Here is a 25,976-nt window from a genome sequence, read left to right on the forward strand (position 1 = left end):
ATTGATAGATTACCCAACTCCTCAACTTAAATTTCATCTTTATTTTATCTTTGATTAGATCAAATGTATGTTAAGGGCTGGGTGATCAATACACGATCGCAATTCAGCTATTCAGGCTGGGTCGAGGTCAGGGTATGGGTCGGGACAGGGCTACGTCCATAAAGATGGGTTAAATATTTTAGGCGACCGCTCAATTCATCATTAAACGCCTCCGCGCGACAGCGCCAACTCCAGTTACCTGTAGGTTGAGAAGGAGTATTCATTTTAGCATCTGTGCCTAAACCCAAAATATCTTGAAATGGCAGCACGGCAGTATTGCCAACTGAACTAAGCGCTAACCGAATCATCGCCCAGTGAATGCCGTCGTTACCCACGCAGCCAAAATAATCGCTTACTTGAACATTAGCTTCAGGCGATCGCTCATTAAACCAGCCTACAGTAGTGTCATTATCGTGAGTACCTGTGTAAACAATACAGTTGCGGTCTGTATAGTTATAGGGTAAAAAACCATTAGCTGGATCGCCATCAAAGGCAAACTGCAAGATTTTCATACCAGGGAAGTTAAATTTATCCCGTAGCGCCTCAACTTCAGGAGTAATGACCCCCAGATCTTCTGCCACAATTGGTAGTTTGCCCAGCTGTTTGTCTAGCCGTTGGAAAAATTCATCTCCAGGAGCATCTAACCAAGTGCCATTCATCGCGGTAGTCTCTCCGTGGGGTACTGCCCAGTAAGCTTGAAAACCTCTAAAGTGATCGATCCGAATAATATCGACATATTCCAAGATGGCTTCTACTCTTCTAATCCACCATTTAAAATCGGTTTTTTCCAGTTCTTGCCAATTGTAGACAGGATTACCCCAAAGCTGTCCTGTCTCACTAAAATAGTCTGGAGGAACACCAGCCATAAGCGAGGCTTCTCCTGTATCGGGGTCTAGCTGAAAAATGTTGCGGTGCGCCCAAACATCTACACTATCATGAGCAACATAGATGGGGATATCGCCAAACAGCTGGATGCCTTTCTCGTTGGCATATTGCTTGAGATTTTGCCACTGAGCGAAAAACTGATACTGAACAAACTTGTGAAAGAAAATATCATCAGTCAATTTTGCTCCCCATTCTGCCATTGCTTGAGGTTGACAAGCGGAAATATCTGCTGGCCACTGATTCCACCCACTACCATGATGAGCATCTTTTAAGGACATAAATAGAGCGTAGTCACTCAGCCAATCATTTTGTCGGTTACAAAAACGTTGAAACTCTTCTTTGGCTTCGTCTGAGGCGATCTCCTTAAAGCGATCGCTTGCCTTGCGCAGCAAAGGCATTTTCATTTTAATCACCCCCTCAAAGTCCACCCGATCTTGAGGAAAGTCTGGCAAATTCTGTAGATCCTCCCAGGTTAATAAATCCTGTTGTTGGAGAATTGCGGGGCTAATTAATAACGGATTTCCTGCCAAAGCAGAATAAGATAGATAAGGAGAGTTGCCATAACCTGTCGGTCCAATTGGTAGTATTTGCCATATTTGCTGGTCACTATTTGCCAAAAAATCGACAAATCGATATGCGTTCTCGCCCAAATCGCCAATCCCAAAACGGCTAGGCAGAGAGGTGGGATGAAGTAATACACCGCTAGCGCGAAAATCTAACATTTATGATTGATGAATTTTAGTGATTTTTGTCTTTATGCTCTGGTTAGAGATTATTCTGTCGCGAGACGACAAACTAATCTTTGCCCGTTGCTGAAACCTTAACTTTTTCAAAGCTTTGGTATCTGTCTAATTTACAAAAGTTTGAATAAAGTTATCTAGCATTGTGTAACAAATTTCTGCTCAGATGTAGTCGATTTTTGGTAGCGTAATATATCAGGAAAAAATAACTAACCTCGACAATAACCTTATCCGAAGGTGTATGCTAAAGCACTAGCGGCGGCTTTTGGGTAAGAAGATTCTTACCCAAAACGCGCCTTAGCTTCGCGTCGTCCTTTAGGGCAACGGGTCACAGACCCGCAACGGTTTTGCGAGACAGCACGGTCTTGAGGGTTTCCCTCATAAAGTGACTGTCGAGGTTGTCTCACAAATTAAAACTTTATTTAAAGATTTGCCTTCGGCTATCTTGATTTAGGAGAATCAAACGATGACTATTTTATTTCAGTTGGTACTAGCTGCTCTAGTTCTATTTTCTTTTGTCATGGTAATTGGCGTTCCCGTTGCCTATGCTTCCCCCCAAAACTGGGAGCAATCTAAATCTTTGATCTATGTTGGATCGGGGATTTGGACTATTCTTGTGATAGCAGTGGCAGTGTTGAATTTTTTTGTTATTTAGACGACAAATGTAGGGGGAGAACAGTCGTTTCCCCTTACAAAGTTAATGCTCTAGTAAGCGCAAATTACTCTTAGATTTAAATTTATTTTATTTTATGGCTGTTTTTGAAGGAACGTTTGCTGGAGATGTATCAAATCTGCGGATGGCGATCGTAATAGGTCGTTTTAACGATCTTGTAACGGAAAAGTTAATTTCTGGCTGTCAAGATTGCTTAAAGCGCCACGGTATTAATATTGAGCCTGATAATGGTCAGGTAGACTATGTATGGGTTCCTGGTAGCTATGAGATTGCCATGGTAGCTCGACAATTAGCTTTCTCTGGTGGTTATAATGCCATCATTTGCTTGGGAGCAGTTATTCGAGGGCAAACCCCTCACTTTGACTATGTGTCGTCTGAGGCAGCTAAAGGGATCGCAGCAGCCAGCTTCCAATCAGGTGTCCCCGTAATTTTTGGCGTACTAACGGTGGATACAATGCAGCAGGCGCTTGAGCGAGCAGGTATCAAAAGCAACTTGGGCTGGAACTATGCTTTAAATGCACTAGAAATGGCAAGCTTGATGCAGCAGCTTAATAATCGAGTTTTGTCTACTTCTCCCGTTGGCTTACCACCAGGAAACGAGGCAATTACGCTACCTAAAGTTATTGGACAAAATGCATCTGATAGTTAGGATTATTAGTATTAGTTGATGTTGAAATTTTAATTTAGGCTAGATAGAGCGACAAAAACTAAAAATCCGAGAGAAAAAAGAATAATAAAAATAAGCAGCTTAAACTCAAAGCTCATCATCGTCTTCTTGGCTCGGCTGATGGTAACATCATGAATTCCAGAGTTTTGACGCTGCTGTTTAAAGGCAGAATACTTTTGCCTGACTTGATTTCTCGCGAGTAAAAGTTCTAATTCAGCTGACTTTTTATCTTCTTTGGGTGACGCCATAGATGATGTTGGTGAAGCTAAATTATGCTCGGCTGGAAATACTTTATGGGCTTTAGTCGAATTAGTTGATTTTAGCTTTATTGGCTGATTTTCTGGGTTGAGAGATGTTAACAATTCCGATTTAAATGCTGAGTATCCTTGATGTACTAATTTGATTGACCATTCAAGTTCTTCAGCCGATATATTTTTGAGCAGATATCCTTTGGCGCTTGATTTTATTGCTTGGCTGACATAGCTTTCGTCTTCATAGCTACTAAGCATAATAACCTTAATCTGGGGAAATTTAAGGGCAAGCTGATTAGCAACCGCTATGCCATCAATGCCTGGTAAATTGATATCTAATAACACGACATCTGGTTGAGTAGCTTCTATTTTAGCTAATGCAGTCTCACCATTTTCAGCAAAACCTACTAGTTCAATTTCGGCGGAATTTTCTAGCAATACTTTTATGCCTTTGCGGATGATATTTTGATCATCGACTATTAAGGTGCGAATCATATTAAATTAACAGGGTGAATAGAAAAAATAAAATATTGGGGAAATTTATTGAATTTAATTTAATTTATAGGTTACCATCATATATTTTTTTACCAAAATATACTAATTGGTATTATCTTTGAAAATTTTTAAACATCATAAAATAATTAAACGTATATAATATCGACAAACAAAATGCAGAACTTAGCTTAAATTCTGTGGAGATAGATCTAAAATTAGGTAAGTTGTTTTCTACAGAGCAAAAAATCTATGACTAGTGCTGCACCAGCCAAAACAGAGTACGAGGCAATTATTGGCTTAGAAACTCACTGTCAGTTAAGTACCGAAACCAAAATATTTAGTCGCGAAGCTACTAAATTTGATGGTGATAATCCCAATGCAAATATCTCTCCAATTTGCTTAGGTTATCCAGGAGTACTTCCTGTTCTCAACGAGAAAGTACTGGAATATGCAGTGAAGGCAGGGTTAGCTTTAAACTGCCAAATTGCGCCTTACAGTAAATTCGATCGCAAACAGTATTTTTATCCTGACTTACCCAAAAACTATCAAATTTCTCAGTTCGATCTGCCGATCGCCGAACACGGTTGGGTGGAAATTGAGATTGTGGAGCAACCTAACACTGAACCGATTAGAAAGAAAATTGGTGTTACTCGTTTGCATATGGAAGAAGATGCGGGGAAACTGACTCATGGTGGGAGCGAGCGCCTTGATGGTTCGACTTATTCTCTGGTAGACTTCAACCGTGCGGGTATACCTCTGGTGGAAATTGTTTCCGAACCCGATCTGCGTACAGGGAAAGAAGCAGCGGAATATGCCCAAGAAATTCGTCGGATCATGCTGTATCTTGGCATCAGTGACGGGAAGATGAATGAGGGTTCTCTGCGCTGTGATGTGAACATTTCGGTGCGTCCTGTGGGACAAAAAGAGTTTGGCACGAAAGTAGAAATCAAAAACATGAATTCCTTTAGTGCGATTCAAAAAGCGATCGACTATGAAATTGAGAGGCAAATTGCAGCAGTAACCAACGGTGAACCGATCTATCAAGAGACTCGTCTGTGGGAAGAAGGTACACAAAGGACGAAGAGTATGCGTTTGAAGGAAGGAAGTAGCGACTATCGTTATTTCCCTGAGCCAGATTTACCGCCGATTGAAGTTTCGACGGAACAGTTAGAAGCTTGGAAAGCAGAATTACCCGAACTACCAATCAGTAAACGTCATCGTTATCAAGCAGACTTAGGTTTATCAGCTTACGATACTAGAGTGTTGACGGACGATCGCGCTGTTGCCGAATATTTTGAAGCGGCGATCGCTGCGGGTGCCGATACTAAGCAGGTAGCTAATTGGGTCATGGGAGATATTGCTGCCTATGTTAATAGTAATAATTTAAAGATTACGGAAACTGAACTCAAGCCTGAAATTTTAGCCGAGTTAATCAGCTTGATTACGGACGGGACAATTAGTGGCAAAATTGGGAAAGAAATCTTACCCGAACTGTTAACTAAAGGCGGTTCAGCAAAAGCTTTAGTTGAAAGCAAAGGCTTGATTCAAATTTCTGATACAGGAGAAATCGAGCAAATTATCGATGCGGTCATTGCTGCACATCCCCAAGAGTTAGAACAGTTTCGAGCTGGTAAGACGAAGCTAAAAGGCTTTTTTGTCGGTCAAGTTATGAAGGAAACTGGTGGACGTGCCGATCCCAAATTAGCGAATCAATTGTTGGCTAAAAAATTACAAGGTTGATTAATAACTGACGTTACGCAGAGTTAGTTATTACAATTATGTAGGGAGATAGGGAGATAGGGAGATGGGGAGATGGGGAGATAGGGAGCTAATTATTGCCCCAAGTCCCCTAATTCCCGACGCGAAGCTAGTCCTTTAGGGCAACACCCCTACGTAAAAACTATATGGTATAACTCTTGAATTACAGCAACACCGCTGCTCTTTCGGCTAACCCCGATCGCTCTCCTTTAAATAGAGTAATATGACCTGCTAGGGGTTCGTGTTTAAATCTTTCCACCACATAGGTTAAACCGTTACTGGCAGCATCAATATAGGGATTATCAATCTGATCGGGATCTCCTGTGAGAACTACCTTAGTGCCTTCTCCTGCGCGGGTAATAATAGTTTTTACTTCATGGGGAGTTAGGTTTTGCGCCTCATCGATAATGAGAAACTGTTGGGGGATAGTGCGACCGCGAATATAGGTCAGAGGTTCAATTTGCAGCATTCCCATTTCGATTAATTCTTCGTGTCCTCGACGCCAATGTCCAGGTTTTTCCGAGATTTCTTGAGTACGAAAGATTAAGTCAAAATTATCGTATAGAGGCTGCATCCAGGGAGTGAGTTTGTCATTGATATCTCCAGGGAGGTAACCAATATCTTTGCCCATTGGGACAACTGGACGCGAGATTAATAGGCGATTATAGAGCTTTTCATCTGCCACTTTTTGTAGTCCTGCGGCGATCGCCAAGAGAGTTTTTCCTGTACCTGCTTTTCCCACTAAAGTAACCAGCTTAATTGAGTCTTGTAATAACAGGTTGAGGGCAAATCTTTGTTCCCGGTTACGGGGTTGAATGCGAGAAACACCAAGTTTTGGTAGCGCTATTAAAGGAATAATCTTGCTGCTTTTCCCTTCTGCCATGCCTAATGCAGTATGAGATGGATTCAGACTGTCTACTAGGGTAATATCCTGATTGGGTAAAAATTCTCGCTCCAGGGTTACCGAACCAGCTTGGAAAAATTCAGCTATCTGTTCAGCGCTAACTAAAACTTCTGTAGTGCCAGTATAAAGCTCATTAATATCTACTTTATCAGTTTCATAATCTTCAGCATGTAAACCTAAAGCATCGGCTTTAATTCTTAAATTAGTATCTTTGCTAATTACTACCACGGGACATTGACAACTGTATTTAGACTGCAATCCCACCGCCAAAATTGCATTATCAGCAACATCACCGCTTAATTCTAGGGGTAAAGTCTTGAGGGTATCGCGATCGCTCAAGGCAACTCTGAGAGTTCCACCATTGCTTAAGCTTACTCCTGTGGTTAAATTACCTTGTTGACGCAATTGATCCAAAGTACGGGCAACTTCTCTGGCGTTACGACCAGTCATTTCTGGCTGTTTTTTAAACCGATCTAATTCTTCAATTACAGCGATCGGCAAGACTATTTCGTTGTCTTCAAAGCGTAAAATAGCGTTGGGGTCATGAAGTATTACATTAGTGTCAATTACAAAGATTTTTTTCATTAATACTGATTACTGATTACTGATTGAATTTTCTAAAGCCTGTTGTAAATCTTGAGTTAGGTCGGCTACGGCTTGACGACGATTAGTTTGATATGGTTTCCAATAGTCAACAATTAAAAATGGGGGCATGGCGGTAATTTTTACCCATTTTTTGCCCAGATAGGGAGTTTTAGCTTTAGAATCTCCCTTTAATCTAGTGACCATAGTCCACAGTAGTAAAATTGTATCGGCAAATCTTTCGGCGCTGAGATTTTCTGCTAAATAATTCCCCGTAACGCTGACAAAGGTTTCTACTAGCCTCATATGCCATAGTCGCAATTCGGCTTCTGAAGCAACCAAATCAGCCAATCCTTTAACTGCGGGAGCGAGATTGGTTAATTTTGAGATATCTTCACGATAGATACGATTCCAGCCTGCTTGTTCAACTCGACGACAGCGATCGCTAATACTGCCGTTAGACTTGAGACCAAATGATTGTTCTGCGACTTTTAAAGCTGCATCCAATAGAGCTTGTAAACGTTGGGATAAGTCTTGACTAGACTCTAGCTGCTGTTGATAGAATTTGCGATAAAAATCTTCCATTAAAGCTAAAAGATGTTCGGCTAGGGTAATTAGCCGTTGATAAAGTTCCGTTTGTTGATTCTCATTCGGCGTTTTACCATTAACTAATCCCATGGTGCGGTTGGGAGTAGCTGGTAAACCGCTATCAACTTCTAGTTTAGTCAATAACTCATCTAAATATTGCCAAGGTGCTGTTTGATAGAAATACCTAATTCCGATCGGCGCGATCGCTACTGCTTCATCTCGTTTTGCTTTGATTAAATCTTCTTGACACCAAAAGCCAAACTGGGCAATACCAGGCTCAATCGGACTAACTATTTCATTATGACCATTAGTCGCTCCTTCGGGGGCAGCAGCCAGGGGAAACTGTCCATTGACAAACAACTCTCGAATTGAGCGCAAACCCGCCCGATCAACTGCTCCACGCCGAATAGGAGTCCCCCCCAGCTGAGAAATGCCCCAGCCGACTTTTGCTCCTGCCCATAGGGGAATACCGCGATCGTAGATAAAATGAGCATGTACAGGCGATCGCAAAGAAACTCCTGTTTGCTGTGCCAAGCTGGGCAATTGATTCCACAATAATTGAGCCAGACAAGGAGGATCGATCACGGTGGGATGACGAAATGCCAGCAGAAACCGCATCTTCCCCTGTTGAAACTGATGATATAGATCGATTAATTCCCCCGCACGATCTACCTCAACCCTAACAACACTGTGGTTATAGCGTAACCAAAAGGGATTGATTGCCTTAGCGATGTGCCAAATAACTGGGCTATAAGCGGGAGGAATAAACTCCAAGGAAGACTGGGCTTGGGCCATTGTGGTCAACTCAATTATTCAGATATTCAGACTGTATAGCAATACTAGACAATGTTAGGACGTTTTTTACTAATATCTATTTGCGAAGCTTATCCTTTAGGACTACCTGCTACCTACGAGCCGATCACCCTAATTGTCTATCGCTAATTTTGTACGGCTATAGCTGCCAGTTTAGTCCTTTTCGTTCATTGCACCAACACCTTGAAAGAGCAAAAATAAGCCACTAAGAACAATCAGCAGTGCAGCTACGCCGAAAGCAATGTCGGCCCAGTTAGTGTTTTCCATTTGCTTTTTCAAATTGAATATAGAATACTAAAAACATTATCTACTTTTCATCTACCGAATCGAACATAATGTTTCGAGTTATAACTCCTAGTTTTGAGGCGCATTATGAGCGTTGGACAGATGCGCTCAATCAAGCAAACTCACTAATTCCCAATTGCCACGGTCTTTTGCAAGATATTCGGATTTATTACGGCAAAAACTTGATCTGGCTTTATAGTCGCTCCCATAAGTATCCTCAATATATCGGGGCAGGAATTTACGATAAGTTAGCCAAGCTTTTTATTACCGAAGCAATGGAAGAAGCTAACCAAAACCCCAACCCGCAAGAATCTTAATAACCAAGGTAAAACTGAGCTGTCACCATAAATATAAATTTTGTTTTGCCCAAAGTGCTGCTTGAGTGCGATCGCTTACCCCAAGTTGATTGCACGCCGTTATCAATATATTCCTGTATTTTTTCTCGAAGTTCTTTGGGCTGTCTGATGAAGAACGCAGTTCAATCACAAAATCAGGACTAATGGAACTGGTAATCACTTTTAGTTTACAACTGGGGTGCTAGGATTCGAACCTAGGAATGTCGATACCAAAAACCGATGCCTTACCGCTTGGCGACACCCCAACGTTTCGCAACAGAATTCAGTATAGCAATTTCCTCTATAAGTTTGTCAAGTAATTGGGAAAAAAAATTTTATTAAGATTCTACTGCCCTATTTTGGATTGCCTTAATTGCCTGACGCAAACCCTTAGCATGAATTAAACCTACGTATCCTGCATAGAGACATTGCTGTTGTTGACCCAGATAAACATGATTAACGCCAAAAGGGTTATTCCAGGTATGAAGAGTAACGTCAGAAAAACGGACAACAATGCGCGATCGCGCAAAATCACGATAGTCGGTATCAGTCATCCCTCGTACTGTACGCAAACGTTGAATCAACTGATTAGTTAAAGTGGCTTCTGGTGCTAAACCGAGTTGGGGATTTGCCCAAAAATTCTGTATGATCGGCACCATCTCAGCATGGTGTCGCATGGCATTATGAGTAATATCGGATATTAGTAAGCAGTTAGCATAGTCAAACTTAGTATTTTCTACCGTAACTAAACCATCTGTCCCCATTCCCAGATCGCTTGCCACTGATAGGGTGGGAATATGCTGAGCTATCTTTTCTGCCATAGCACGGCGATTTTTACCCAAATCTGCTGCTGTACCCACACCAATAGCTAAAGGATCGACAATCCGCGCAATATTAGACCCCCCCACAGGAGAACCCAACAGAATCAGCGAGTGCACCTGATCCCACCATTGAGGATTACGTTCTAGTACCTCTAACCACATCAAACCCCCCATCGAATGCCCAATTATTTTAATTGGGGTGTTGGGATGACGCGCGATCGCCTCAGTAGCGATTTGTTCTAGGCGTTTAACTAAAGGCTCAATCCGAATAAAAGTTTTAATCAATCCCAAACTAGGTACAATTAATTTAGTCTGGGGATCGACTGCTGCTTTGACTAGCCGACCAAGATTATTGCCTGTATCAGCCCAGCCGTGTTGAGCAAATAATAAGTATTCAGGATGATCATTTACCATCGATTTTCAGAATTAGTTTAAAAGGCAGCTGTTTGACAAGGCTGCCAATGAGCGATCGCTTCGAGCAACTCTGAGGGTTCAGCAACTAGGTAATCTGGCTCATGCTCTTGGAGAATTTCGGCTGCATTAAATCCCCAACTTACCGCAACTACGGAAATGAGGCTTTTTCTCGCCGATCTAATATCTCTAGTTTCATCCCCAACATAAATTATGTCAGATTGAACAATGTTATGTTCCCTAATTACTTGGTTGAGTACTCGATGTTTGCCAAAGATTGCCGTACTAGAATATATATAGCTAAACAAATGATCTAACTGATTTTTTTCCAAAAATATATTGACATTTTCTTTATTGTTAGAAGTGACAATTCCTAAGATATAACCTTGCTTTTTTAACTCTAATAAAACCTGGGCAATACCTTTGATCGGTTGTAGTTCAGCAATTTCTTTACTCAATTCAGCGCGAACTCTTCTGACCAAAAAAGGTAACTTAAAGATCGATATTTCTGAGCGCTTAACTATTTCACGAGAGCTGATATTTTTGATTAAGATTAACTCTTCTTGGTCTAATGCTTTATAGCCAAATTCAGTTGATAGCTGATTGGTTATCTTAGCGATCGCTTGATACGTGTCAGCAATGGTACCATCAAAGTCAAATAAGATTACTTTCACAGTCATGAGAATAATTAAATATATAAATAAAACGCTAAAAAATTAAAGTAATGATAAATAATTAAAATCTTTATATTTGTAATATAATTACAGTTACTTCTCTTCATTAAGATTAGCACGAGCATTGCGTCGCCACATATCAGGCTTAATTCTTCTGAGGGCTGAAGCGCGAAATTGCCTATCCCATTGTACTTCATTAAGATTGGCTAATGCGCTTAATTGAGGTTGTAAATTACCAGTATAAGGCTGAAATTCATTAATGTCTGTCTCTTGAGCAAAACGCTGATTCCAGGGGCAAACATCCTGACAAATATCACATCCTGCCACCCAACCTGATAAATAATCGGCGATCTGTGGCGGTAATTCTGGCTCACGATTTTCGATCGTGTGATAAGCAATACAGCGATTAGCGTCAACAACATAAGGCTGAGTAATCGCCCCCGTCGGACAAGCTTCTAAGCAGCGAGTACAGGTACCACAATGACTAGTATGAGGAGGATCGTTTGTTAGAGATAAATTAGTGACAACTTCGCCTAAAAATACCCAACTGCCATATTTTTTAGTAATTACGTTACCGTTTTTCGCAATCCAACCCAAACCAGCCCGTTGCGCCCAAACTTTGTCTTGAATTGGCGCAGTATCCACTGCATAACGAGTAACAATCGATTCATCTTGCGATCGCAACCAGTTACATAAAGCCTTGAGCTTTTTACCCATAACTTTATGATAGTCTCTACCCCAACCATAACGAGAAATTTTACCGATTCCAGGCTGCTGGGAGTGTTGATGGGGAGTATAGTAATTTAACGCCACTGAAATAACTGACTGCGCTTCGGGCAAATAAGCACGGATATCGGCTCTGTTTGGATTAGCCATCCACGCCATGTCAGCTTGATAGCCAGAGTTCAACCAGTTATTGAGATGCTTGTTGGCTCCATCTTGATGGTTATCTACTGTAGTTATGCCTACTAAGTGAAAGCCAATTTCTCGCGCCTGTTGCTTCACCTGAAAACTATCAATCATGAGATTTTTGAGTTAGGAACATAGCAAAGACAATAATCATCTAAAAAATATACAATTAGCTGCTAAATTAAACCTCACCCTTATTAAGTTTAAATCTTACCGCGATCGCCATGCCATATTTTATTTATTCTCTCTTAAGTCTGGTTCTTCTAACCACAGGCGGTGTAGCAGTTGCCAGCGGTTTGGTGAATACGAAAAAAGCTCATCAATATCCTGCCGAGTTTGTTCAAAGCTATAACCAGGAATGTCTGCAAACTTCCATGCAGGAGGGATTAGCCGAAGTGGAAGCTAAAAGACTATGCGACTGTACCCTTGGTGAATTTGAACGACAATACAGTCTGACAGAATTTAAACAGCTTACCGCAGCCTCCGCAACAGACAAAGCGGCTGAGACTACTTTGGTGGAAGTAGGACAATTTTGCTTTGAACAAATCTTATACGAAGAATAGTTTGCTAATCTCTTTATTTAATCACCTCTTGATTAATAAACTGTTGGAAAAGTGCGATCGCCTCATCTCTGACTTCGTGAGCCATCTCAAACTCATGATACTGAACTTTGACACCGATCTTGCTTAGTTCATCTTTAGCCTTGACAGCAGCCTGTATCGGTACGACAGAATCTTGTCTCCCGTGAATAATTATGGTTGGGGGATAGGTTTTGTTTAATTGCCCTTGCGGTTCATAATGTAAATAGCCACTAAAGCTACACACAGCAGCCAGAGGCAAAGTTAACCCGACATCTAAAGTCATCGCCCCACCCTGGGAAAATCCTGCCATAATAGTTCTTTCAAGCGGAACACCTGTTGAAGCTTCTAGAGAAGTTAACCAGTCTAGGAGTAGCTGTCTGCTTTCGGCTAAACCTGTAAAGTCTTTATTTTCTAAAGCATACCAAGCCCTACCCCCTGGCACTTGAAAATGAGCGAAGGGAGCATTGGGAAACAGATAACCAAAGCCAGGTAAGTTTAACACCTTGGCAAAAGGCACAAAATCTTGATAATTTGCACCCCAACCATGCAGCACTACTAGCAGATAAGTCGGTTGAGTGTGGTTGGGTATAGCGGAAATAGCTTCAATCGTTGGCTTCATCGATTTCATTTAGTCAGATCATGATTGTCTCAACTTTCAGCTTATAGCATACAACTTTAATCCTGAATTGTTAGTACTACCCTTCGTTGGCTCACCTCTTTGGCAAAAACCCTTTATTTACCAAATCTTCAGCTAGTAACCTAGGAGAAACAACCATAACTCCTGCTATAGTCTTACCAAAAAAAAGCCCAAAATCTCGCTTATCTCCTGTTAATAAATAAGTGCATTGTTGAGCGATCGCACTACCGAGAATAGGAATATCTTTTGATTTGATCGTGACTGGTAAATCTAAAACTAACTTATTACTAATAGTAACTGTTGTTAGCAACAATTCAAATATTTCTAGAGAGCCAAATTGTTTTAATTGCAAGTTTTTTCGTGCTTCTTCAACCGCATAAGGGCTAGTAACACATTGTCCATGTTTTTGAACGAGATCGATCAGTTTGGCAACATTACTCTTGGGTGCTGCTGCACTGAATAAAATATTGGCATCGAGAAAAACCTTCACTCTAGATCGAAATCCTTAAGTTCATCTTCGTTACACTCTTGAAATTCTTTCAGACGATCTTCGCTATAAATTTCCACAGAAAATGTCACCCCAGGGCGTAGGAGCAATCCTTCTTCACTCTCTTCTATCACAACCTTTCCACCAGTTTCTAGACCATACTTGCGTCTTAGTTCTTTTGGTAAGGTTATCGTACCGCGATCGTTAATCGTCACTATTTTCTTCATAATTACAGTATTTCATATTTACTGAATCTCTGCAATATGCATTGAACACCCTTCGATAGAAGAGATTTCTGCGATCGCGCTTGCATACTCTATCTTAAACAAACACTTCCTAATCACTAGAGAAACTAATCGAATGGACAGACCAAGGAGTCTCCTCAGCAACACAATTTGTTAAATCCAATCATAACTTTTTGATAATCCGTTTCCTCTATCCTCACTAGAAACTTACCTAGCCTTTTAATACTCAAGGTTCTTATTTGAGTAATTTTTACCCATGATGGTTTGGGTAGTAAATCCTTTGGTAACTCGTAAACTAAAGGATATTTAACTTGAGGCTGTTGGCTGGTAATTGCAAAAGCGATCGCACTATCACTATTGTTGTTAAAAGCTTCAATGCTAATTACTAATACTGGTCGCGTCCCTTGCTGCTCTACACCCACTGTTGGATCGAGCTTTGCCCAATAAATACCGCCTCTTAATATTCTTCTTGCCAAGAATCTAATTCTCCCTCAAACCATTCTTCCGTATCATTATTTTTTTTGAGCAATTTTGCTTGTTCGGCGATATGTTCGGTATCCAGCTTGAGAAGCATAGCTTGAATAGATGCCTGTACAAATTGAGAACGATTTGCATATTTTCCTTCAGCCACCAAGGAATCAGAAAGTGCCAGCAATTTCTCATCTATAGTTACATTGATACTTTTTGATGCCATCTGACAAGATATTACATACTATTTTTTACACTATAAATTATAGTGTATTATTTTCATCCTTACGGACATCCCTTTTTGAAATTGGCCCATTTTCTGAGATCGACTACGATTTTCATCGCACATTTTTAGATAAGTTTTTTTTAAAAAACTATAACCCCAAACTCAGGTTACTTCAGCCTTAACCAAGATAATTTTTGTTGTGCTTCATCCCAATGCCAGCGTAATAAATTAGCCTGTTGCCCAACAGTTATATTTGTACTTAATAAATTAATTGCTTTTCTGGGAGATGTTGTTGCCATGGCGATCGCCTTTTCTAGATCGCAACCCCATTTAACTAGGTTTTCTACTCCGACTAATAATGGTAGAGTTGTGCCTGATAAAGTCCCGTCGGCTAGTCTGGCTGTACCTTGGGTGACGGTAATTTGCCGTTCATCCCAGGGATAAACCCCCTCAGCTAAACCGATAGGAGATAAGGCATCACTAACTAAAAAGATACCCTGTTCGTAGTTACTAGCCTTGAGGATAATTTCTAACATAGTGGGGCAGACATGATTGCCATCGGCGATTAAACCGCAATAAACATCAGGATTGACGATCGCTGTGCCTAATAATCCTGGTTGGCGATGGTGCAAACTGGGCATGGCATTAAAAGCATGAGTCACCATTGATGCGCCTTGGCTGAATGCCTCCTGTGCTTGGCTAGCTGTCGCGAGGGAATGTCCTAAGCTGACGATAATATTTTGGTTTCGCAGATAAGTAATTGCTGTGTTGCTGCTGTCTAATTCTGGTGCGAGGGTGATTACCTTGACAATCTGGCTATATTCTCCCAAAACTTGTTGAATATTTTCAATGGTTAAAGGTAATAAATATTGTTGTGGATGTGCGCCTCGCTTCTGGTAGTTTAAAAAAGGCCCTTCTAAATGAACTCCCAAAATTTTTGCTGTATTATCTGCTGTATTGGTTTTGTCTTGAGTAGCCATAAATTGGGCGATGGTAGCAAGCGATCGCTGTATTTTATCCACGGCAGTAGTTACAATTGTCGGTAAAAAGCCATCAACTCCCTGTTGCCAAAGAAAGTCACAGATCTGTTTGAGCTTGGGTAAGTCGGTTGCTACCAGATCTGGAAAAGCCAAACCCAAAGCACCATTGATTTGGAGATCGATCCCGCCTAAAGATAGCCAATCTCCTTGCAAATCTAGTCTGGGAATATCTGTTAATCTTAGTCGGGTTGCAGTGGAACTAGTCGCAGACATTTCTTTAATTTGATTAATTTTGCCTGTAGCGATCGCTAATTGATATAAGCCTTCATGTCCGATAATCTGCGCATTCTCAATCAACAGATCCGTTCTCATTGAAATAGTCTCCCTAGATTTCCTTGGTTTAAAGATAAAGCTAAATTTTGTCAAATCACATCAATAAACAAGATAAAATACAGAACTAAGAATTTTAACAACAACTTTGAGTGAAACTACACCGTTAATTGGCATTATTATGGGCAGCGATTCTGATTTGCCCACGATGGAAAAAGCGATCGCCGTTTGCGAAGATTTTGCTATCCCCCATAAGGTAGGAATTATTTCCGCCCATCGTACCCCAGACAGAATGGTTGAGTATGCTCGTAATGCTCATCAACAAGGCATTAAGGTAATCATTGCTGGGGCGGGAGGTGCTGCCCATTTACCAGGAATGGTGGCTGCTTTGACTCCTTTGCCTGTGATTGGTGTACCTGTGACTACTCGTCAACTACAGGGAGTAGATTCTCTCTATTCGATTGTGCAAATGCCCAGAGGAATTCCCGTGGCAACTGTAGCAATCGGCAATGCTCAAAATGCAGGGTTGCTTGCCGTACAAATATTGGCAACAAGTGATCCACAACTGCAAAATAAGATTCAACAATATCGTCAAGATTTAGCACAGACAGTACTTGACAAGCAGGATCGCCTTGATAAATTAGGTTATCAAACCTACTTGAGCCAGATGTAAATTTACATAATTTACAGTATGGTTATTGCCCAATTATACTTGTCAAGCAATATTTCAATTTAAATGGTGAAAACATTAGCCAAATTAATCTTTAATTGACCGTTAAATGAGAAATTCGGGAAAATACTTTACAATTCTTTACCTAGGTTGGGAATTAGTGTAAACTACCTGAGAAAAGTCGTAAGATCAAAAGTAAGAGGAGCAAACGAAAAGATGCAGTCGGCTCAAACACTGCGAACAGTACCCAGAGAGTATTTAAAAGCTCCTGGGGGATTAAATCCCAATGTGTTGATGGTGATTGCAGCGATCGCGTTGCTGACAATATCAACCACGGGTTATTTTATGGGCAAATTCCCAGATTGGTGTTGTTTTATCGCCAATGTTTTGGCATTACATTTATCAGGAACAGTTATTCATGACGCTTCTCATAATAGCGCCCACAGCAATCGTATAATAAATTCTATCTTGGGTCATTGCAGTGCCTTAATGCTAGGCTTTGCTTTTCCTGTGTTTACTAGGGTACATTTACAACATCATGCCCATGTAAACGATCCTGAAAATGACCCCGACCATTTTGTCTCTACAGGTGGCCCTTTATGGCTAATTGCTGCCCGCTTTTTTTATCATGAGTTTTTCTTTTTTAAAAGACGCTTATGGCGTAAATATGAATTACTAGAGTGGTTTCTTAGTCGCCTATTTTTAATCACGATAGTTATGTTGGGGATTCATTACGGCTTTATCGGTTATGTAATGAACTTTTGGTTTGTGCCAGCAATGGTAGTGGGCATGGCTTTAGGTCTATTTTTTGATTATTTACCCCATCGTCCTTTTCAAGAGCGCGATCGCTGGAAAAACTCTAGAGTTTATCCCAGTCCGATTCTCAATCTGCTAATTTTAGGGCAAAACTACCATTTAGTACATCATCTTTGGCCGTCTATTCCTTGGTATAAATATCAGTCAGCTTATTATGAAACTAAGCCTTTGTTAGACGCTAAGGGTTGCGAACAGTCTTTAGGATTATTAGATGGCAAAAACTTTTTAAACTTTTTGTACGATATTTTTTTGGGTATTCGCTTCCATAAACATTAGTAGAGGCGATTCGCCCTAAAGGATATGCCCTAAAGGACTAGCTCCGCGTCGCGAAGCGGTATACCATTTGCGAAGCTTATCCTTTAGGACAAGGGTATATCCGAAGGTGTATCCTTTAGGACAATGTGCTTTAGCACTAGCTCATTACGTCGCGCGTCGCGAATCGCCCCTACAAGATCATATATTTTTTATTTGGAATGACTATATATAGCGATCGCGGGAATCAACAAGAACTACATGATCTTGGTTTTGAGCAGATTTAACTCCATTTATCTACTGGCTGTCTTAATTGGCATAAGCTAACATTGCTTCAGGTTCTTCCTTTGGTTCAGCTTATGTTGTCTGCGAATGTTAGTGGTTATGGAGGCAAATTCACCGCCACCCTGACGGTTCTGGTAATAATGCTCGACAGCAATGTTCAGGCGCAGATAGTAGAAGATAATACTACCAAGACTCAGGTTCAGAGCGATCGGGGTGTTTCCGTCATTACAGGTGGTATTCAGTCTGGGACAAATCTGTTTCATAGTTTTGAACAGTTTTCTGTAATCACTGAGGGAGTAGCTAACTTCGATCATGCTTTAGAGATTGAGAATATTTTTAGTCGAGTTACGGGGGGAACAGTTTCCGAGATTGATGGCTTGATTCAAACCCAAGGCGATGCTAGTTTGTTCCTGCTCAATCCCGCAGGAGTTATTTTTGGTGCTAATGCTCAACTAGATCTGGGTGGATCTTTGATTGTAACTACAGGCGATCGCCTAATTTTTGCCGACGGGACAGAATTTAGCGCAGTTGCACCAAAAGTTGAGTCTTTATTAACTATTAGCGCACCGATTGGCTTGCAATATGGCAATGGCGCAACGATTGAAGTTCTACCCAATCATAATCGAACTTCTACTAGTCCTGGTTTGAATATTAACCCTGGCAATACTTTGGCTTTGTTGGGTGGCGATGTATCGATCGGTAGAAATACTCTCAACGCGATCGATAGTAATCTCGAAATTGCTGGAGTTAAATCTGGAGCGATCGCGCTACAAACAGACGATCGTGGTTGGCAGTTTGACTATCAGCCTGGTGCAGAATTCGCTAACATTGACCTCAATAGTCGCGCTTTAATCAACAGTAGCGGTCAGGTCAATTTTCAAGGTAAGACCATTAATTTCTCTGCTGGTTCAGGCATCCTCGACTTTAATCAACTCAGTGAGGCAAAGAGCAATATTAATCTTAAAGCTTCAGAATCGATTAATCTTGATGCTGGCTTATTGATAACTCAAGTCGGTTTACGCAGTGGCTTAGGCGAGCAAGCCGCTAATGCGGGAGGAGATATTCTCATCGAAGCACCTCAAGTTTCTATCAGCAACGGCTCAATAATTTCTGCTGGAACTTTAAACGAGGGAACCGGAGGAAGTATTACGATCGATGCTCCAGATCGGGTGAGATTGTCTAGTGACAAGGATCACAATCCTGTTATTATTAGCACTTCCACTGGCGGAACTGGTTCAGGAGGACAGATCGGCATCAACACAGGAAAGCTAGTAATTGAAGATGGTAGCCAGATTCAGGCTTTGGCAGGAGAAGGCGCAGGAGGAACTATTACAGTCAATGCAAGTGAGTCAGTCGTTCTTTCTGGTCAGGGAATATTGCGATCGCAAGACAATGAAGGAAATATTGCCGAAACTAAACTAGCTAGTGGCTTTTCTGCCTCATCAGGTGTTGATGGTTTACCGGTAGGACAGCAACCCCAAGGAGACAGCGGTAGCTTGATGATTAATACACCCCAGCTAACTATTGAGCAAGCAGCACAAATATCTGTAAGTAACTATGGATTGGCTAATGCAGGGGATATCGAAATTGCTACTTCTGTTTTGAATTTAGATACTCAAGGAGAGATTGTCGCCAATACGGCATCGGGTGAAGGTGGTTCGGTTAATATCTTGGCAGATCACTTAGTCACTCTCGACCACGGCAGCTCAATTTCTACCACCGCAGCACAAGATGGTAATGGGGGGAATATCACCTTGAAAACTGAAAATTTAGCTTTGTTAAATTTCAATCGAATCAGTGCTGATGCTAGTCGAGGAAATGGCGGGAGTGTTTCTATTGATACTCAAGGACTATTTATCGATCCCAGTAGTCGGATTACCGCTAGTTCTGAAGTTGAGCAGAAGCAGGGTAATGTGGCAATTTCTACGTTAGATCTTAATTCTCGCTTAGTTACAGATTATATCGAACAGTCTCCTTTAGTAGCCGAAGATCAGATTACTTCTAGTTGTGGTGTCGGCACAGAGTCTAGTTCTAATCAAATTCGCGATCTTGGACGAGGAGGTATTCCCCGCAATCCTTTACACGAGACTACCTATTGGGAAACATTGAACGATTGGGGTATCGAGCAGATCCCTGTTGTTAGCCACGCTAACTTACAATTATTAAAAGCAAGTTCTAGCGATCGAGTTAGTCCCACAAAACTAAATCAGCCAATTGTGGAAGCGAATAGCTGGGTGGTAAATCAAGGTGTTGTTGAGCTAATTGCTAATACTGTGCAAAATTTGCCCCTCTCTCCCTGTCAACTTAATCGATTCTAACTAGTCTAATATGGTAATTTTATCTATTTTACCTATTTGAGTTAGTTTATCGGGTTTTTCTGCGCCCAAAATGTTTTTCCACCAGGCGATCGCCTGGAAAATAGTTCATTTCTATTGGTAAGTTTAAATCTTAGATATTTTTACTGCATCTTGAGGGATCGACAAACTGAGCTAAAGATATTAATTCATCTAGCGAAGAACATGATTATTTAGATAACATTATCTGCTTAGTCATATTAATTAAAATCACAATTTTGAGCAATTAATTTCTTATTTAAATTATAAATTTATGATTTTTCTCTAGTCCATAAAGCTAGACCACCACCTTTACCTCTAGCAGCAATAAAATTATCTTTGATTAAAAAATATTTAAAAAATGCTTGATATTTCAGTTCTTTTTCGGCAAAAAGCTTTTCTCTTTCCACTCCATTTTGAATATATCCTTGATACAAGGTTAAACCCCCTACTGAAATTTTTAAATAAGTGAAGTCAAAAGCTAATATTCTTTTTTGTGGTAAAAACCTAATTGGCCCTGTTAAAGATAGTTCACAAAAAGCTAATTTTACCAAATTTATTACTTGCCCTATATTTACGGTTGAAGATTCAGTTTTATATGTAATTTGGATCTTAATTAATTTAGGAATATACTTGCCTGTACCTAAAATAATTCCTGCTTTTTGACGAGTTTTTTTGGTTCCCGTAATGAACCGCAAGTTCCAAGAACCAGCTAAATCAGACAAATAATAGCTATCTTGTTCGTTTTTAGGAGTTTTTTCTAACTTAAGTAAAGCATTTACTACTTGTGCTGAAGATGGTAATTTAGTTTGGCTATTTTTATCAATTGCCACCTGTTCTATTATAGAGATTTCATCTAACATAATTAATCTAATTACTTTTAATTATCAATTTTAATTTTAATCTATTACTTAATTTATTGATTTAAAATACAATCTAAATTATCCAACCAAATCTTTTGAGTAATTGGCTTTAAAAAATAATGTTATATTTTACCTAATTACCGTAATAATTAATAATAGTAAATTTGTAGCCAATTCACATATCAATATATATCGTATTTATAAATAAATTTAAACAGAGTGACAAAAAAATTATTGTTATTCTAGAATTTATTAAAAAAATCTATTTGATAAATGCGAATAATCATTAAAACAAGTAGAATCTAAAAACTGGAATATCGACTGGAAGATCGTAAAGGCAAAATGAAAGATAGAGACAAAACTAATCAAATCGATCGAAGACAAGATTATCAGCCTAGTTTGAGAGTTATGCTGAGAGCGATCGCTCATTTAAGCCAAAATCGTAGCTTACTTTTGTAATTTCCTCGCTGAAAGATTTACATCCTCATATAGATGAGATACGGTAAGCAAAAATACACATTTAGTTACCTTTCTTTCAATAGTATCTAGTTTATTTCTCAGCCATCAAGCGCTAAAACTAGTTTTAATACTAGAAAAAAGCTTTTTTATAGTTTTAAATTTAACCAAAAATTTCAGTTCTATTATGTCCTTGGTTACAAAATTCCTCAGCATACTCGGAGTAAAAGAGCAGAAGAGACTACCTTATTGGCTTAAAATAACCACTAAAGTTCCTCGATGCACCTACTATTTTGGCCCTTTTGATAGTCCCTTGGAGGCAAAAACACTTCAGCCTGGATACATTGAAGATCTTATGGCAGAGGAAGCACAGGGTATACATATCGAGCTGGAGCAAGCTATACAGCCTGAAAACCTAACAGTCTGTGAAGATGATGTTTTTAACGATTAGTTCGCTATTGCAGTTTAAACATAAACCTTTAACTTTTTCAACATTCGCTGAAAAGCAGTCAAACAACTTAACAAAACTACAAATTATCTGAGAATTGAGTAAACTCATATACAAGTATTCTGTTATCTTGATATTCAATGCAACTCAGTTCTAATTCGACCTCATCTTTACCTAAAGCCTTGCTGCTAATTGCTCCTTTTTTCCTTTGGGGTACAGCGATGGTGGCGATGAAAGGAGTAATTCCCCACACCACACCCTTTTTTATGGCAGGAGTAAGACTAGTACCTGCGGGAATTTTGGTTTTGCTAGTTTCACTCTTGCTAAAGTTGCCTCAGCCTAAAACTTGGCAAGCTTGGTTATGGATTTTAGCTTTTGCCTTAGTTGATGGGGCAATGTTTCAGGGTTTTCTTGCTCAGGGAATTGTCAAAACAGGAGCAGGTTTAGGATCGGTAATGATCGATTCTCAGCCTTTAGCCGTGGCACTCCTGTCAAGCTTCTTATTTGCTGAGGTGATTGGCTTCTGGGGTTGGTTGGGATTAGGAATTGGCGTTTTGGGCATCAGTTTAATTGGCTTACCCGATCGCTGGATCTATAGTCTATTTGCGGGAGACTTAGCAGCAGTAGATCTCAACTGGTGGGGATTATTTGATAATGGCGAATGGCTTATGCTACTGGCTTCCTTGTCGATGGCGCTAGGCACGGTAATGATTCCCTATATCAGTCGTCACACCGATCCTGTGGTAGCTACGGGTTGGCACATGATCATTGGGGGAGCGCCGTTATTTGGTCTATCCTGGCTACAGGAATCACAACAGTGGCAAAATATAACAATAGAAGGCTGGTTAGCATTAGGATATGCTACGGTTTTCGGCAGTGCGATCGCCTATGGGATTTTCTTTTATCTAGCGTCTAAAGGTAACTTAACTAGCCTCAGCGCCTTAACTTTCCTCACGCCGATTTTTGCCCTACTATTCGGTACGATTTTGCTATCGGAAGTCTTGAGCAACCTGCAATCAGTAGGAGTTTTCCTAACTATCATTAGTATCTATCTAATAAATCAACGAGATGCGATCGCTGCTAAATTTACTGTTAAAACTAATGAATTAGAACTCGAAGAACCTTCTCAAGCTATTAATCCTCAACCAAAAATCTCCCTTAAGCTTACTTCTTCAGAAAAAATAGCTGAATAAATTGCGTTCAATCAAAGTCAATTAGAAATAAGAAACTAATACCATTTCTCCTTGAGGTTGCACTTAATATTTTAAGTTTAAATCTCGCGCCCTAAAGGACTAGCTTCGCGTCGCAAAGACGCAAAGACGCAAAGGGGTTAAATTTAATTTAGCGCATTGTTATAGAGAATTGGTATGAGGAGCGATCAGTTTAGATTGACTCCTCAATAATTTTGCTGATTAACCACTAATAGATACAAACAAAGCTAAATATTTAAATATTTATGATTAAATAGCCTGTTGCTTTAAGCGTAGTATTAAAACTGGTTACGATAGGGAATTGTGCCTTTTTTCTTCTTACCTTTATTTTTCTCGTAATCAATTTCTTTTAATTTTTTCATAATACGACTAAAGTACTCCTTCATATATTCTTCTAAAGTAGTAGTCTCTTGAGGATCTAACCCAAAAGTTTGATAAACCTCTTCCATCGGCGCATCTTGAGGTTTCCCACTAGCCAAAACTTCGGCAAACATGAGTCGATCGGCGGTATTTTGTCCCCATTCACAGAAGCGCGCAATGCGACGCAGAAGACCTAATACGACTAAAGACACGCGGGAAATTCGCGTATTTTTACCTGAGAGATTTTCACAAAGGTTCATGATTTCATAAGCACCCCAGGCTTTTGTTCCCACCACAGGAAAAGTTTTCTTTTCGGTTTCAGGCACTGATAAAGCTCGAACGGCAAACTTAGCGATATCTTGAGTGTTCATATAGGCAATAGGAGTGCTTTCTCCAGATACCCAGACTACCTGCTCTTCTAAAATCGGGATGGCATATTGGCTGATTAAACCTTGCATAAAACCAGCAAGTTGCAGCACAGTATAATTTAAGCCAGATTCAGCCAAAAATAGTTCGGTACAGTGCTTAATATCCATCAACGGTACTTCAGGATATTTATCTGCATTCAGTACCGAGAAAAAGATATATCTATTTACTCCCGCAGCTTTAGTCGCCTGGATTAAATTAACTTTGCCTACCCAATCTACATCTCTGGCGCGAAGATTATCAGTAACTCTAGCGGTAGCAGCATCAATCACAGCATCAACACCTTCTAAAGCAGGAGCAAGAGTCGATGGATCACAAAGATCTCCTTTAACTATCTCCGCACCCCATTCTTTGAGAAAAATTGCCTTGTTGGGATTCCGTACTAAACAGCGTACCTCATGGTCTTCATCCAAAGCCTGACGAGCTACCTGTCTACCCAAGGTGCCAGTTGCGCCAACTACCAATAATTTCATTTAAGGAATTTTGTAATATTTTTTAACGTTTCTCTAAGTATTTTATCAAAGAGTCATTTGTTTATCGAACTAGATTCTACAAAGATCGATCAAACCAAGTTTAAATCATACTTTCCAAGGCTGCACCTACGACTCGATGATCGGAATCTGTCTTAAATTTGTTCAAAGTAGCGATCGCCTCTGGATGGTCATATCTACCCAAGGATCTGGCTACCTGAAGACGAACACGCCAAGATCGATCGTCAGCAAAAGCTAACAGGAGCTTTAAGGCTGCTGACTCTTGTTCTGATTCGGCTAACAAACCCAAGGCGCTAAGACAGGATTCCATCACGGGTTCATCTTCCCCTGATAAGCCAATTTCACAGATTTCTAATAATTCTTGAGGACTTTTAAGATCGACGATCGCTGCAATGATACTACGGCGCACTAGCCAATGATCGTCAGACTCATACATTTCCCTAAGATAAGGGAGTGCGACTTCACCATAGTAAGACAGGGAATTGGCAGCCTCCGATCTAACGTTTGGATCTCGATCTTGTTTAATCATGATTAACAATGCCTCAAAAGCAGCATCACTCTGTTTTCTCCCCAAACCCATCGCCACAAATGAACGAACTAAGAATTCTCGATCGTTGACATGATTTAACAGTAGTGGTGTAGCCAGATCTGGTTCATAATTTCTCAGTTCTCGAATTCCCTTCATTCTTTGTTGGGGATCGGCATCATTGAGAGCAGTTTTGATTTGTTCTATGTCCATAAATTAAAATTTGAATTATAGAATTATAAGTTTCCTTTACTTTATATTGTTGTTGCTCAATAGCCGTCTTGAGAAAGATATATAGTAAATAAGTCTGAACCTGAAGGATAAAAGAATGCTAAGTGACAAAGTAAAAGAATTAATCGCCAAGTCGCGTATTGTTAGTTTTGACTGGCAGGATTATCCTGAGTCGGTAGTGAATATTTTTCAACAGGCAGATGATGAGAGTAAATATTTAACTGATGAAGATATAGCTCAGATAGAGGCGATCGCTCCTAATTTAGCCTCTAATTTAGCTCAGGGAAAAGTATTGCGCGATCGCGTTGTCGAGATAGTTTCTAATGCTAGAGCAGTAGTGTTAGATGCTAATCCAGGGATTACTGAACCTGGAGGTGGTCTATATCCACCCGTGCGAGCAGAAGCCTGCTGGCGTGACTTTTGGCACTTTCTTCGCTGTATTAGTTACGGAGTTAGTGGTCAACAAATCGACTACACTAGCGATCGCGGTTTGAACTATATGGAACAGCTTTATCAAGAGCTACAAGTTCCTTTAAATGCTATGATTTTAGGCTTGGAACAGTTAAAAGTTTTTAGTCTTAAGCATTTTGAACCAGCGACACAAGATGAGTTGAAACCTTATTTTGATCGCTTGATTCAATCCATGAGTCAATTTTCTGCTGCGGACTAATGATGAGTGTTAATCGCTGCCAATCTTGCCTCTAGACCATTGCGCCTGAATTTGAAAAACTTTAGTCTACGTTTCTCGAAAAATAGATCATCATCGCCCTCAAAAAAATAGTAAGCTCTAATTAAACTGAGAAAAGTTAAAGATATCTCCCTCA

28 protein-coding genes and 1 tRNA gene are annotated in these 25,976 nt (G+C 40.2%); 11 read left to right on the top strand and 18 right to left on the bottom strand.

All coding sequences use genetic code 11. The annotated features are described in order from the left end of the window. Window positions 1-107: 107 nt before the first annotated feature. Window positions 108-1,646 (bottom strand): 4-alpha-glucanotransferase, encoded by a 1,539-nt coding sequence (gene malQ, locus KME09_05465; protein MBW4533367.1) that lies wholly within the window; start codon window positions 1,644-1,646, stop codon window positions 108-110. Between the two features lie 484 nt (window positions 1,647-2,130). Between malQ and psbZ the strand changes: the two genes are divergently transcribed. Together psbZ and ribH are read left to right on the top strand one after the other, a co-directional pair. Then, window positions 2,131-2,319, top strand: a complete 189-nt coding sequence (psbZ, locus tag KME09_05470) for a photosystem II reaction center protein PsbZ (protein MBW4533368.1) — start codon at window positions 2,131-2,133, stop codon at window positions 2,317-2,319. Window positions 2,320-2,413: 94 nt separating this feature from the next. Next, window positions 2,414-2,986 (top strand): 6,7-dimethyl-8-ribityllumazine synthase, encoded by a 573-nt coding sequence (ribH, locus tag KME09_05475; protein MBW4533369.1) that lies wholly within the window; start codon window positions 2,414-2,416, stop codon window positions 2,984-2,986. Window positions 2,987-3,015: 29 nt separating this feature from the next. Here the strand turns inward: ribH and KME09_05480 are convergent, their stop codons facing one another. Next, window positions 3,016-3,750: a response regulator transcription factor gene (locus tag KME09_05480; protein MBW4533370.1), complete on the bottom strand. Its 735-nt coding sequence runs from the start codon at window positions 3,748-3,750 to the stop codon at window positions 3,016-3,018. A 249-nt stretch (window positions 3,751-3,999) separates the two neighbouring features. Here KME09_05480 and gatB point away from each other — a divergent pair, with 249 nt between their 5' ends. After that, window positions 4,000-5,490: an Asp-tRNA(Asn)/Glu-tRNA(Gln) amidotransferase subunit GatB gene (gene gatB / locus KME09_05485; protein ID MBW4533371.1), complete on the top strand. Its 1,491-nt coding sequence runs from the start codon at window positions 4,000-4,002 to the stop codon at window positions 5,488-5,490. A 181-nt stretch (window positions 5,491-5,671) separates the two neighbouring features. Here gatB and KME09_05490 read toward each other — a convergent pair whose 3' ends face one another. Both KME09_05490 and KME09_05495 read right to left on the bottom strand, forming a co-directional pair. Beyond that, window positions 5,672-6,997: a PhoH family protein gene (locus KME09_05490; GenBank protein MBW4533372.1), complete on the bottom strand. Its 1,326-nt coding sequence runs from the start codon at window positions 6,995-6,997 to the stop codon at window positions 5,672-5,674. Between the two features lie 9 nt (window positions 6,998-7,006). Then, complete coding sequence (locus KME09_05495; GenBank protein MBW4533373.1) at window positions 7,007-8,377, bottom strand: 1-acyl-sn-glycerol-3-phosphate acyltransferase; 1,371 nt, start codon at window positions 8,375-8,377, stop codon at window positions 7,007-7,009. A 353-nt stretch (window positions 8,378-8,730) separates the two neighbouring features. On the opposite strand from KME09_05495, the gene KME09_05500 reads away from it, so the two are divergent. Further along, on the top strand, window positions 8,731-8,997 hold the full coding sequence (locus KME09_05500; protein MBW4533374.1) for a hypothetical protein: 267 nt from the start codon (window positions 8,731-8,733) through the stop codon (window positions 8,995-8,997). Window positions 8,998-9,019: 22 nt separating this feature from the next. On the opposite strand, the gene KME09_05505 is transcribed toward KME09_05500, so the two are convergent. The 5 genes from KME09_05505 to queG all read right to left on the bottom strand — a co-directional run bounded on the left by KME09_05505 (window position 9,020) and on the right by queG (window position 11,944). Continuing rightward, window positions 9,020-9,196: a Uma2 family endonuclease gene (locus tag KME09_05505; GenBank protein MBW4533375.1), complete on the bottom strand. Its 177-nt coding sequence runs from the start codon at window positions 9,194-9,196 to the stop codon at window positions 9,020-9,022. Between the two features lie 13 nt (window positions 9,197-9,209). Then, window positions 9,210-9,281: transfer RNA gene (locus KME09_05510), tRNA-Gln, on the bottom strand. Between the two features lie 72 nt (window positions 9,282-9,353). Then, a complete protein-coding gene (locus KME09_05515) occupies window positions 9,354-10,250 on the bottom strand; it encodes a lysophospholipase (protein MBW4533376.1) in 897 nt (298 codons plus the stop codon). 17 nt (window positions 10,251-10,267) lie between these two features. Beyond that, complete coding sequence (locus KME09_05520; protein MBW4533377.1) at window positions 10,268-10,927, bottom strand: HAD-IA family hydrolase; 660 nt, start codon at window positions 10,925-10,927, stop codon at window positions 10,268-10,270. Window positions 10,928-11,014: 87 nt separating this feature from the next. Continuing rightward, window positions 11,015-11,944, bottom strand: coding sequence for a tRNA epoxyqueuosine(34) reductase QueG (gene queG, locus KME09_05525; GenBank protein MBW4533378.1), 930 nt, complete (start codon window positions 11,942-11,944; stop codon window positions 11,015-11,017). 110 nt (window positions 11,945-12,054) lie between these two features. Between queG and KME09_05530 the strand changes: the two genes are divergently transcribed. Continuing rightward, on the top strand, window positions 12,055-12,393 hold the full coding sequence (locus KME09_05530; GenBank protein MBW4533379.1) for a hypothetical protein: 339 nt from the start codon (window positions 12,055-12,057) through the stop codon (window positions 12,391-12,393). A 13-nt stretch (window positions 12,394-12,406) separates the two neighbouring features. Here the strand turns inward: KME09_05530 and KME09_05535 are convergent, their stop codons facing one another. From KME09_05535 to nagA, 6 genes are all read right to left on the bottom strand, one after another. After that, window positions 12,407-13,030 (bottom strand): alpha/beta hydrolase, encoded by a 624-nt coding sequence (locus KME09_05535; GenBank protein MBW4533380.1) that lies wholly within the window; start codon window positions 13,028-13,030, stop codon window positions 12,407-12,409. Between the two features lie 91 nt (window positions 13,031-13,121). Next, entirely contained in the window at window positions 13,122-13,538 is a 417-nt protein-coding gene (locus KME09_05540) for a PIN domain-containing protein (protein ID MBW4533381.1), read from the bottom strand. After that, window positions 13,535-13,762: an AbrB/MazE/SpoVT family DNA-binding domain-containing protein gene (locus tag KME09_05545; protein MBW4533382.1), complete on the bottom strand. Its 228-nt coding sequence runs from the start codon at window positions 13,760-13,762 to the stop codon at window positions 13,535-13,537. Before KME09_05545 ends, KME09_05540 begins: the two co-directional genes overlap by 4 nt. A 155-nt stretch (window positions 13,763-13,917) precedes the next feature. Continuing rightward, complete coding sequence (locus KME09_05550; protein ID MBW4533383.1) at window positions 13,918-14,256, bottom strand: type II toxin-antitoxin system PemK/MazF family toxin; 339 nt, start codon at window positions 14,254-14,256, stop codon at window positions 13,918-13,920. After that, window positions 14,238-14,474: a ribbon-helix-helix domain-containing protein gene (locus KME09_05555; protein MBW4533384.1), complete on the bottom strand. Its 237-nt coding sequence runs from the start codon at window positions 14,472-14,474 to the stop codon at window positions 14,238-14,240. Before KME09_05555 ends, KME09_05550 begins: the two co-directional genes overlap by 19 nt. 167 nt (window positions 14,475-14,641) lie before the next feature. Beyond that, complete coding sequence (gene nagA / locus KME09_05560) at window positions 14,642-15,826, bottom strand: N-acetylglucosamine-6-phosphate deacetylase (protein MBW4533385.1); 1,185 nt, start codon at window positions 15,824-15,826, stop codon at window positions 14,642-14,644. Between the two features lie 139 nt (window positions 15,827-15,965). Here nagA and purE point away from each other — a divergent pair, with 139 nt between their 5' ends. The 3 genes from purE (at window position 15,966) to KME09_05575 (ending at window position 20,125) form a co-directional block, all read left to right on the top strand. Beyond that, window positions 15,966-16,457, top strand: a complete 492-nt coding sequence (gene purE / locus KME09_05565) for a 5-(carboxyamino)imidazole ribonucleotide mutase (GenBank protein ID MBW4533386.1) — start codon at window positions 15,966-15,968, stop codon at window positions 16,455-16,457. A 213-nt stretch (window positions 16,458-16,670) separates the two neighbouring features. Next, window positions 16,671-17,546, top strand: coding sequence for a fatty acid desaturase (locus tag KME09_05570; GenBank protein MBW4533387.1), 876 nt, complete (start codon window positions 16,671-16,673; stop codon window positions 17,544-17,546). Window positions 17,547-17,881: 335 nt separating this feature from the next. Beyond that, the gene (locus KME09_05575; protein MBW4533388.1) at window positions 17,882-20,125 is read left to right on the top strand and encodes a filamentous hemagglutinin N-terminal domain-containing protein; all 2,244 of its coding nucleotides are present in this window, start codon (window positions 17,882-17,884) and stop codon (window positions 20,123-20,125) included. Between the two features lie 287 nt (window positions 20,126-20,412). Here the strand turns inward: KME09_05575 and KME09_05580 are convergent, their stop codons facing one another. Next, window positions 20,413-21,003, bottom strand: a complete 591-nt coding sequence (locus KME09_05580) for a hypothetical protein (protein MBW4533389.1) — start codon at window positions 21,001-21,003, stop codon at window positions 20,413-20,415. 643 nt (window positions 21,004-21,646) lie between these two features. On the opposite strand from KME09_05580, the gene KME09_05585 reads away from it, so the two are divergent. Both KME09_05585 and KME09_05590 read left to right on the top strand, forming a co-directional pair. Next, window positions 21,647-21,910 carry a DUF1816 domain-containing protein gene (locus KME09_05585; GenBank protein ID MBW4533390.1) on the top strand — a complete coding sequence of 88 codons (264 nt, stop codon included), beginning with the start codon at window positions 21,647-21,649 and terminating at the stop codon, window positions 21,908-21,910. Between the two features lie 137 nt (window positions 21,911-22,047). Then, window positions 22,048-23,100, top strand: coding sequence for an EamA family transporter (locus tag KME09_05590; GenBank protein MBW4533391.1), 1,053 nt, complete (start codon window positions 22,048-22,050; stop codon window positions 23,098-23,100). A 296-nt stretch (window positions 23,101-23,396) separates the two neighbouring features. Here KME09_05590 and KME09_05595 read toward each other — a convergent pair whose 3' ends face one another. Both KME09_05595 and KME09_05600 read right to left on the bottom strand, forming a co-directional pair. Continuing rightward, window positions 23,397-24,377, bottom strand: a complete 981-nt coding sequence (locus KME09_05595; protein ID MBW4533392.1) for an SDR family oxidoreductase — start codon at window positions 24,375-24,377, stop codon at window positions 23,397-23,399. Between the two features lie 100 nt (window positions 24,378-24,477). After that, complete coding sequence (locus KME09_05600; GenBank protein ID MBW4533393.1) at window positions 24,478-25,134, bottom strand: HEAT repeat domain-containing protein; 657 nt, start codon at window positions 25,132-25,134, stop codon at window positions 24,478-24,480. A 115-nt stretch (window positions 25,135-25,249) separates the two neighbouring features. Between KME09_05600 and KME09_05605 the strand changes: the two genes are divergently transcribed. Then, window positions 25,250-25,822, top strand: a complete 573-nt coding sequence (locus KME09_05605) for a phycobilisome protein (protein MBW4533394.1) — start codon at window positions 25,250-25,252, stop codon at window positions 25,820-25,822. The last annotated feature ends 154 nt before the right edge of the window (window positions 25,823-25,976 follow it).

The organism is Pleurocapsa minor HA4230-MV1, from assembly GCA_019359095.1.
GTDB classification, from domain to species: Bacteria; Cyanobacteriota; Cyanobacteriia; order Cyanobacteriales; family Xenococcaceae; genus Waterburya; species Waterburya minor.

Coding starts and splice junctions, on each gene's coding strand:
- malQ (MBW4533367.1), bottom strand. CDS start 1,646: ATGTTAGATTTTCGCGCTAGCGGTGTATTACTTCATCCCACCTCTCTG.
- KME09_05595 (MBW4533392.1), bottom strand. CDS start 24,377: ATGAAATTATTGGTAGTTGGCGCAACTGGCACCTTGGGTAGACAGGTA.
- ribH (MBW4533369.1), top strand. CDS start 2,414: ATGGCTGTTTTTGAAGGAACGTTTGCTGGAGATGTATCAAATCTGCGG.
- nagA (MBW4533385.1), bottom strand. CDS start 15,826: ATGAGAACGGATCTGTTGATTGAGAATGCGCAGATTATCGGACATGAA.
- KME09_05585 (MBW4533390.1), top strand. CDS start 21,647: ATGTCCTTGGTTACAAAATTCCTCAGCATACTCGGAGTAAAAGAGCAG.
- KME09_05520 (MBW4533377.1), bottom strand. CDS start 10,927: ATGACTGTGAAAGTAATCTTATTTGACTTTGATGGTACCATTGCTGAC.
- KME09_05570 (MBW4533387.1), top strand. CDS start 16,671: ATGCAGTCGGCTCAAACACTGCGAACAGTACCCAGAGAGTATTTAAAA.
- KME09_05535 (MBW4533380.1), bottom strand. CDS start 13,030: ATGAAGCCAACGATTGAAGCTATTTCCGCTATACCCAACCACACTCAA.
- KME09_05605 (MBW4533394.1), top strand. CDS start 25,250: ATGCTAAGTGACAAAGTAAAAGAATTAATCGCCAAGTCGCGTATTGTT.
- KME09_05530 (MBW4533379.1), top strand. CDS start 12,055: ATGCCATATTTTATTTATTCTCTCTTAAGTCTGGTTCTTCTAACCACA.
- KME09_05575 (MBW4533388.1), top strand. CDS start 17,882: ATGTTGTCTGCGAATGTTAGTGGTTATGGAGGCAAATTCACCGCCACC.
- gatB (MBW4533371.1), top strand. CDS start 4,000: ATGACTAGTGCTGCACCAGCCAAAACAGAGTACGAGGCAATTATTGGC.
- KME09_05555 (MBW4533384.1), bottom strand. CDS start 14,474: ATGGCATCAAAAAGTATCAATGTAACTATAGATGAGAAATTGCTGGCA.
- KME09_05580 (MBW4533389.1), bottom strand. CDS start 21,003: ATGTTAGATGAAATCTCTATAATAGAACAGGTGGCAATTGATAAAAAT.
- KME09_05500 (MBW4533374.1), top strand. CDS start 8,731: ATGTTTCGAGTTATAACTCCTAGTTTTGAGGCGCATTATGAGCGTTGG.
- purE (MBW4533386.1), top strand. CDS start 15,966: ATGGGCAGCGATTCTGATTTGCCCACGATGGAAAAAGCGATCGCCGTT.
- KME09_05490 (MBW4533372.1), bottom strand. CDS start 6,997: ATGAAAAAAATCTTTGTAATTGACACTAATGTAATACTTCATGACCCC.
- KME09_05480 (MBW4533370.1), bottom strand. CDS start 3,750: ATGATTCGCACCTTAATAGTCGATGATCAAAATATCATCCGCAAAGGC.
- queG (MBW4533378.1), bottom strand. CDS start 11,944: ATGATTGATAGTTTTCAGGTGAAGCAACAGGCGCGAGAAATTGGCTTT.
- KME09_05495 (MBW4533373.1), bottom strand. CDS start 8,377: ATGGCCCAAGCCCAGTCTTCCTTGGAGTTTATTCCTCCCGCTTATAGC.
- psbZ (MBW4533368.1), top strand. CDS start 2,131: ATGACTATTTTATTTCAGTTGGTACTAGCTGCTCTAGTTCTATTTTCT.
- KME09_05515 (MBW4533376.1), bottom strand. CDS start 10,250: ATGGTAAATGATCATCCTGAATACTTATTATTTGCTCAACACGGCTGG.
- KME09_05590 (MBW4533391.1), top strand. CDS start 22,048: ATGCAACTCAGTTCTAATTCGACCTCATCTTTACCTAAAGCCTTGCTG.
- KME09_05600 (MBW4533393.1), bottom strand. CDS start 25,134: ATGGACATAGAACAAATCAAAACTGCTCTCAATGATGCCGATCCCCAA.
- KME09_05545 (MBW4533382.1), bottom strand. CDS start 13,762: ATGAAGAAAATAGTGACGATTAACGATCGCGGTACGATAACCTTACCA.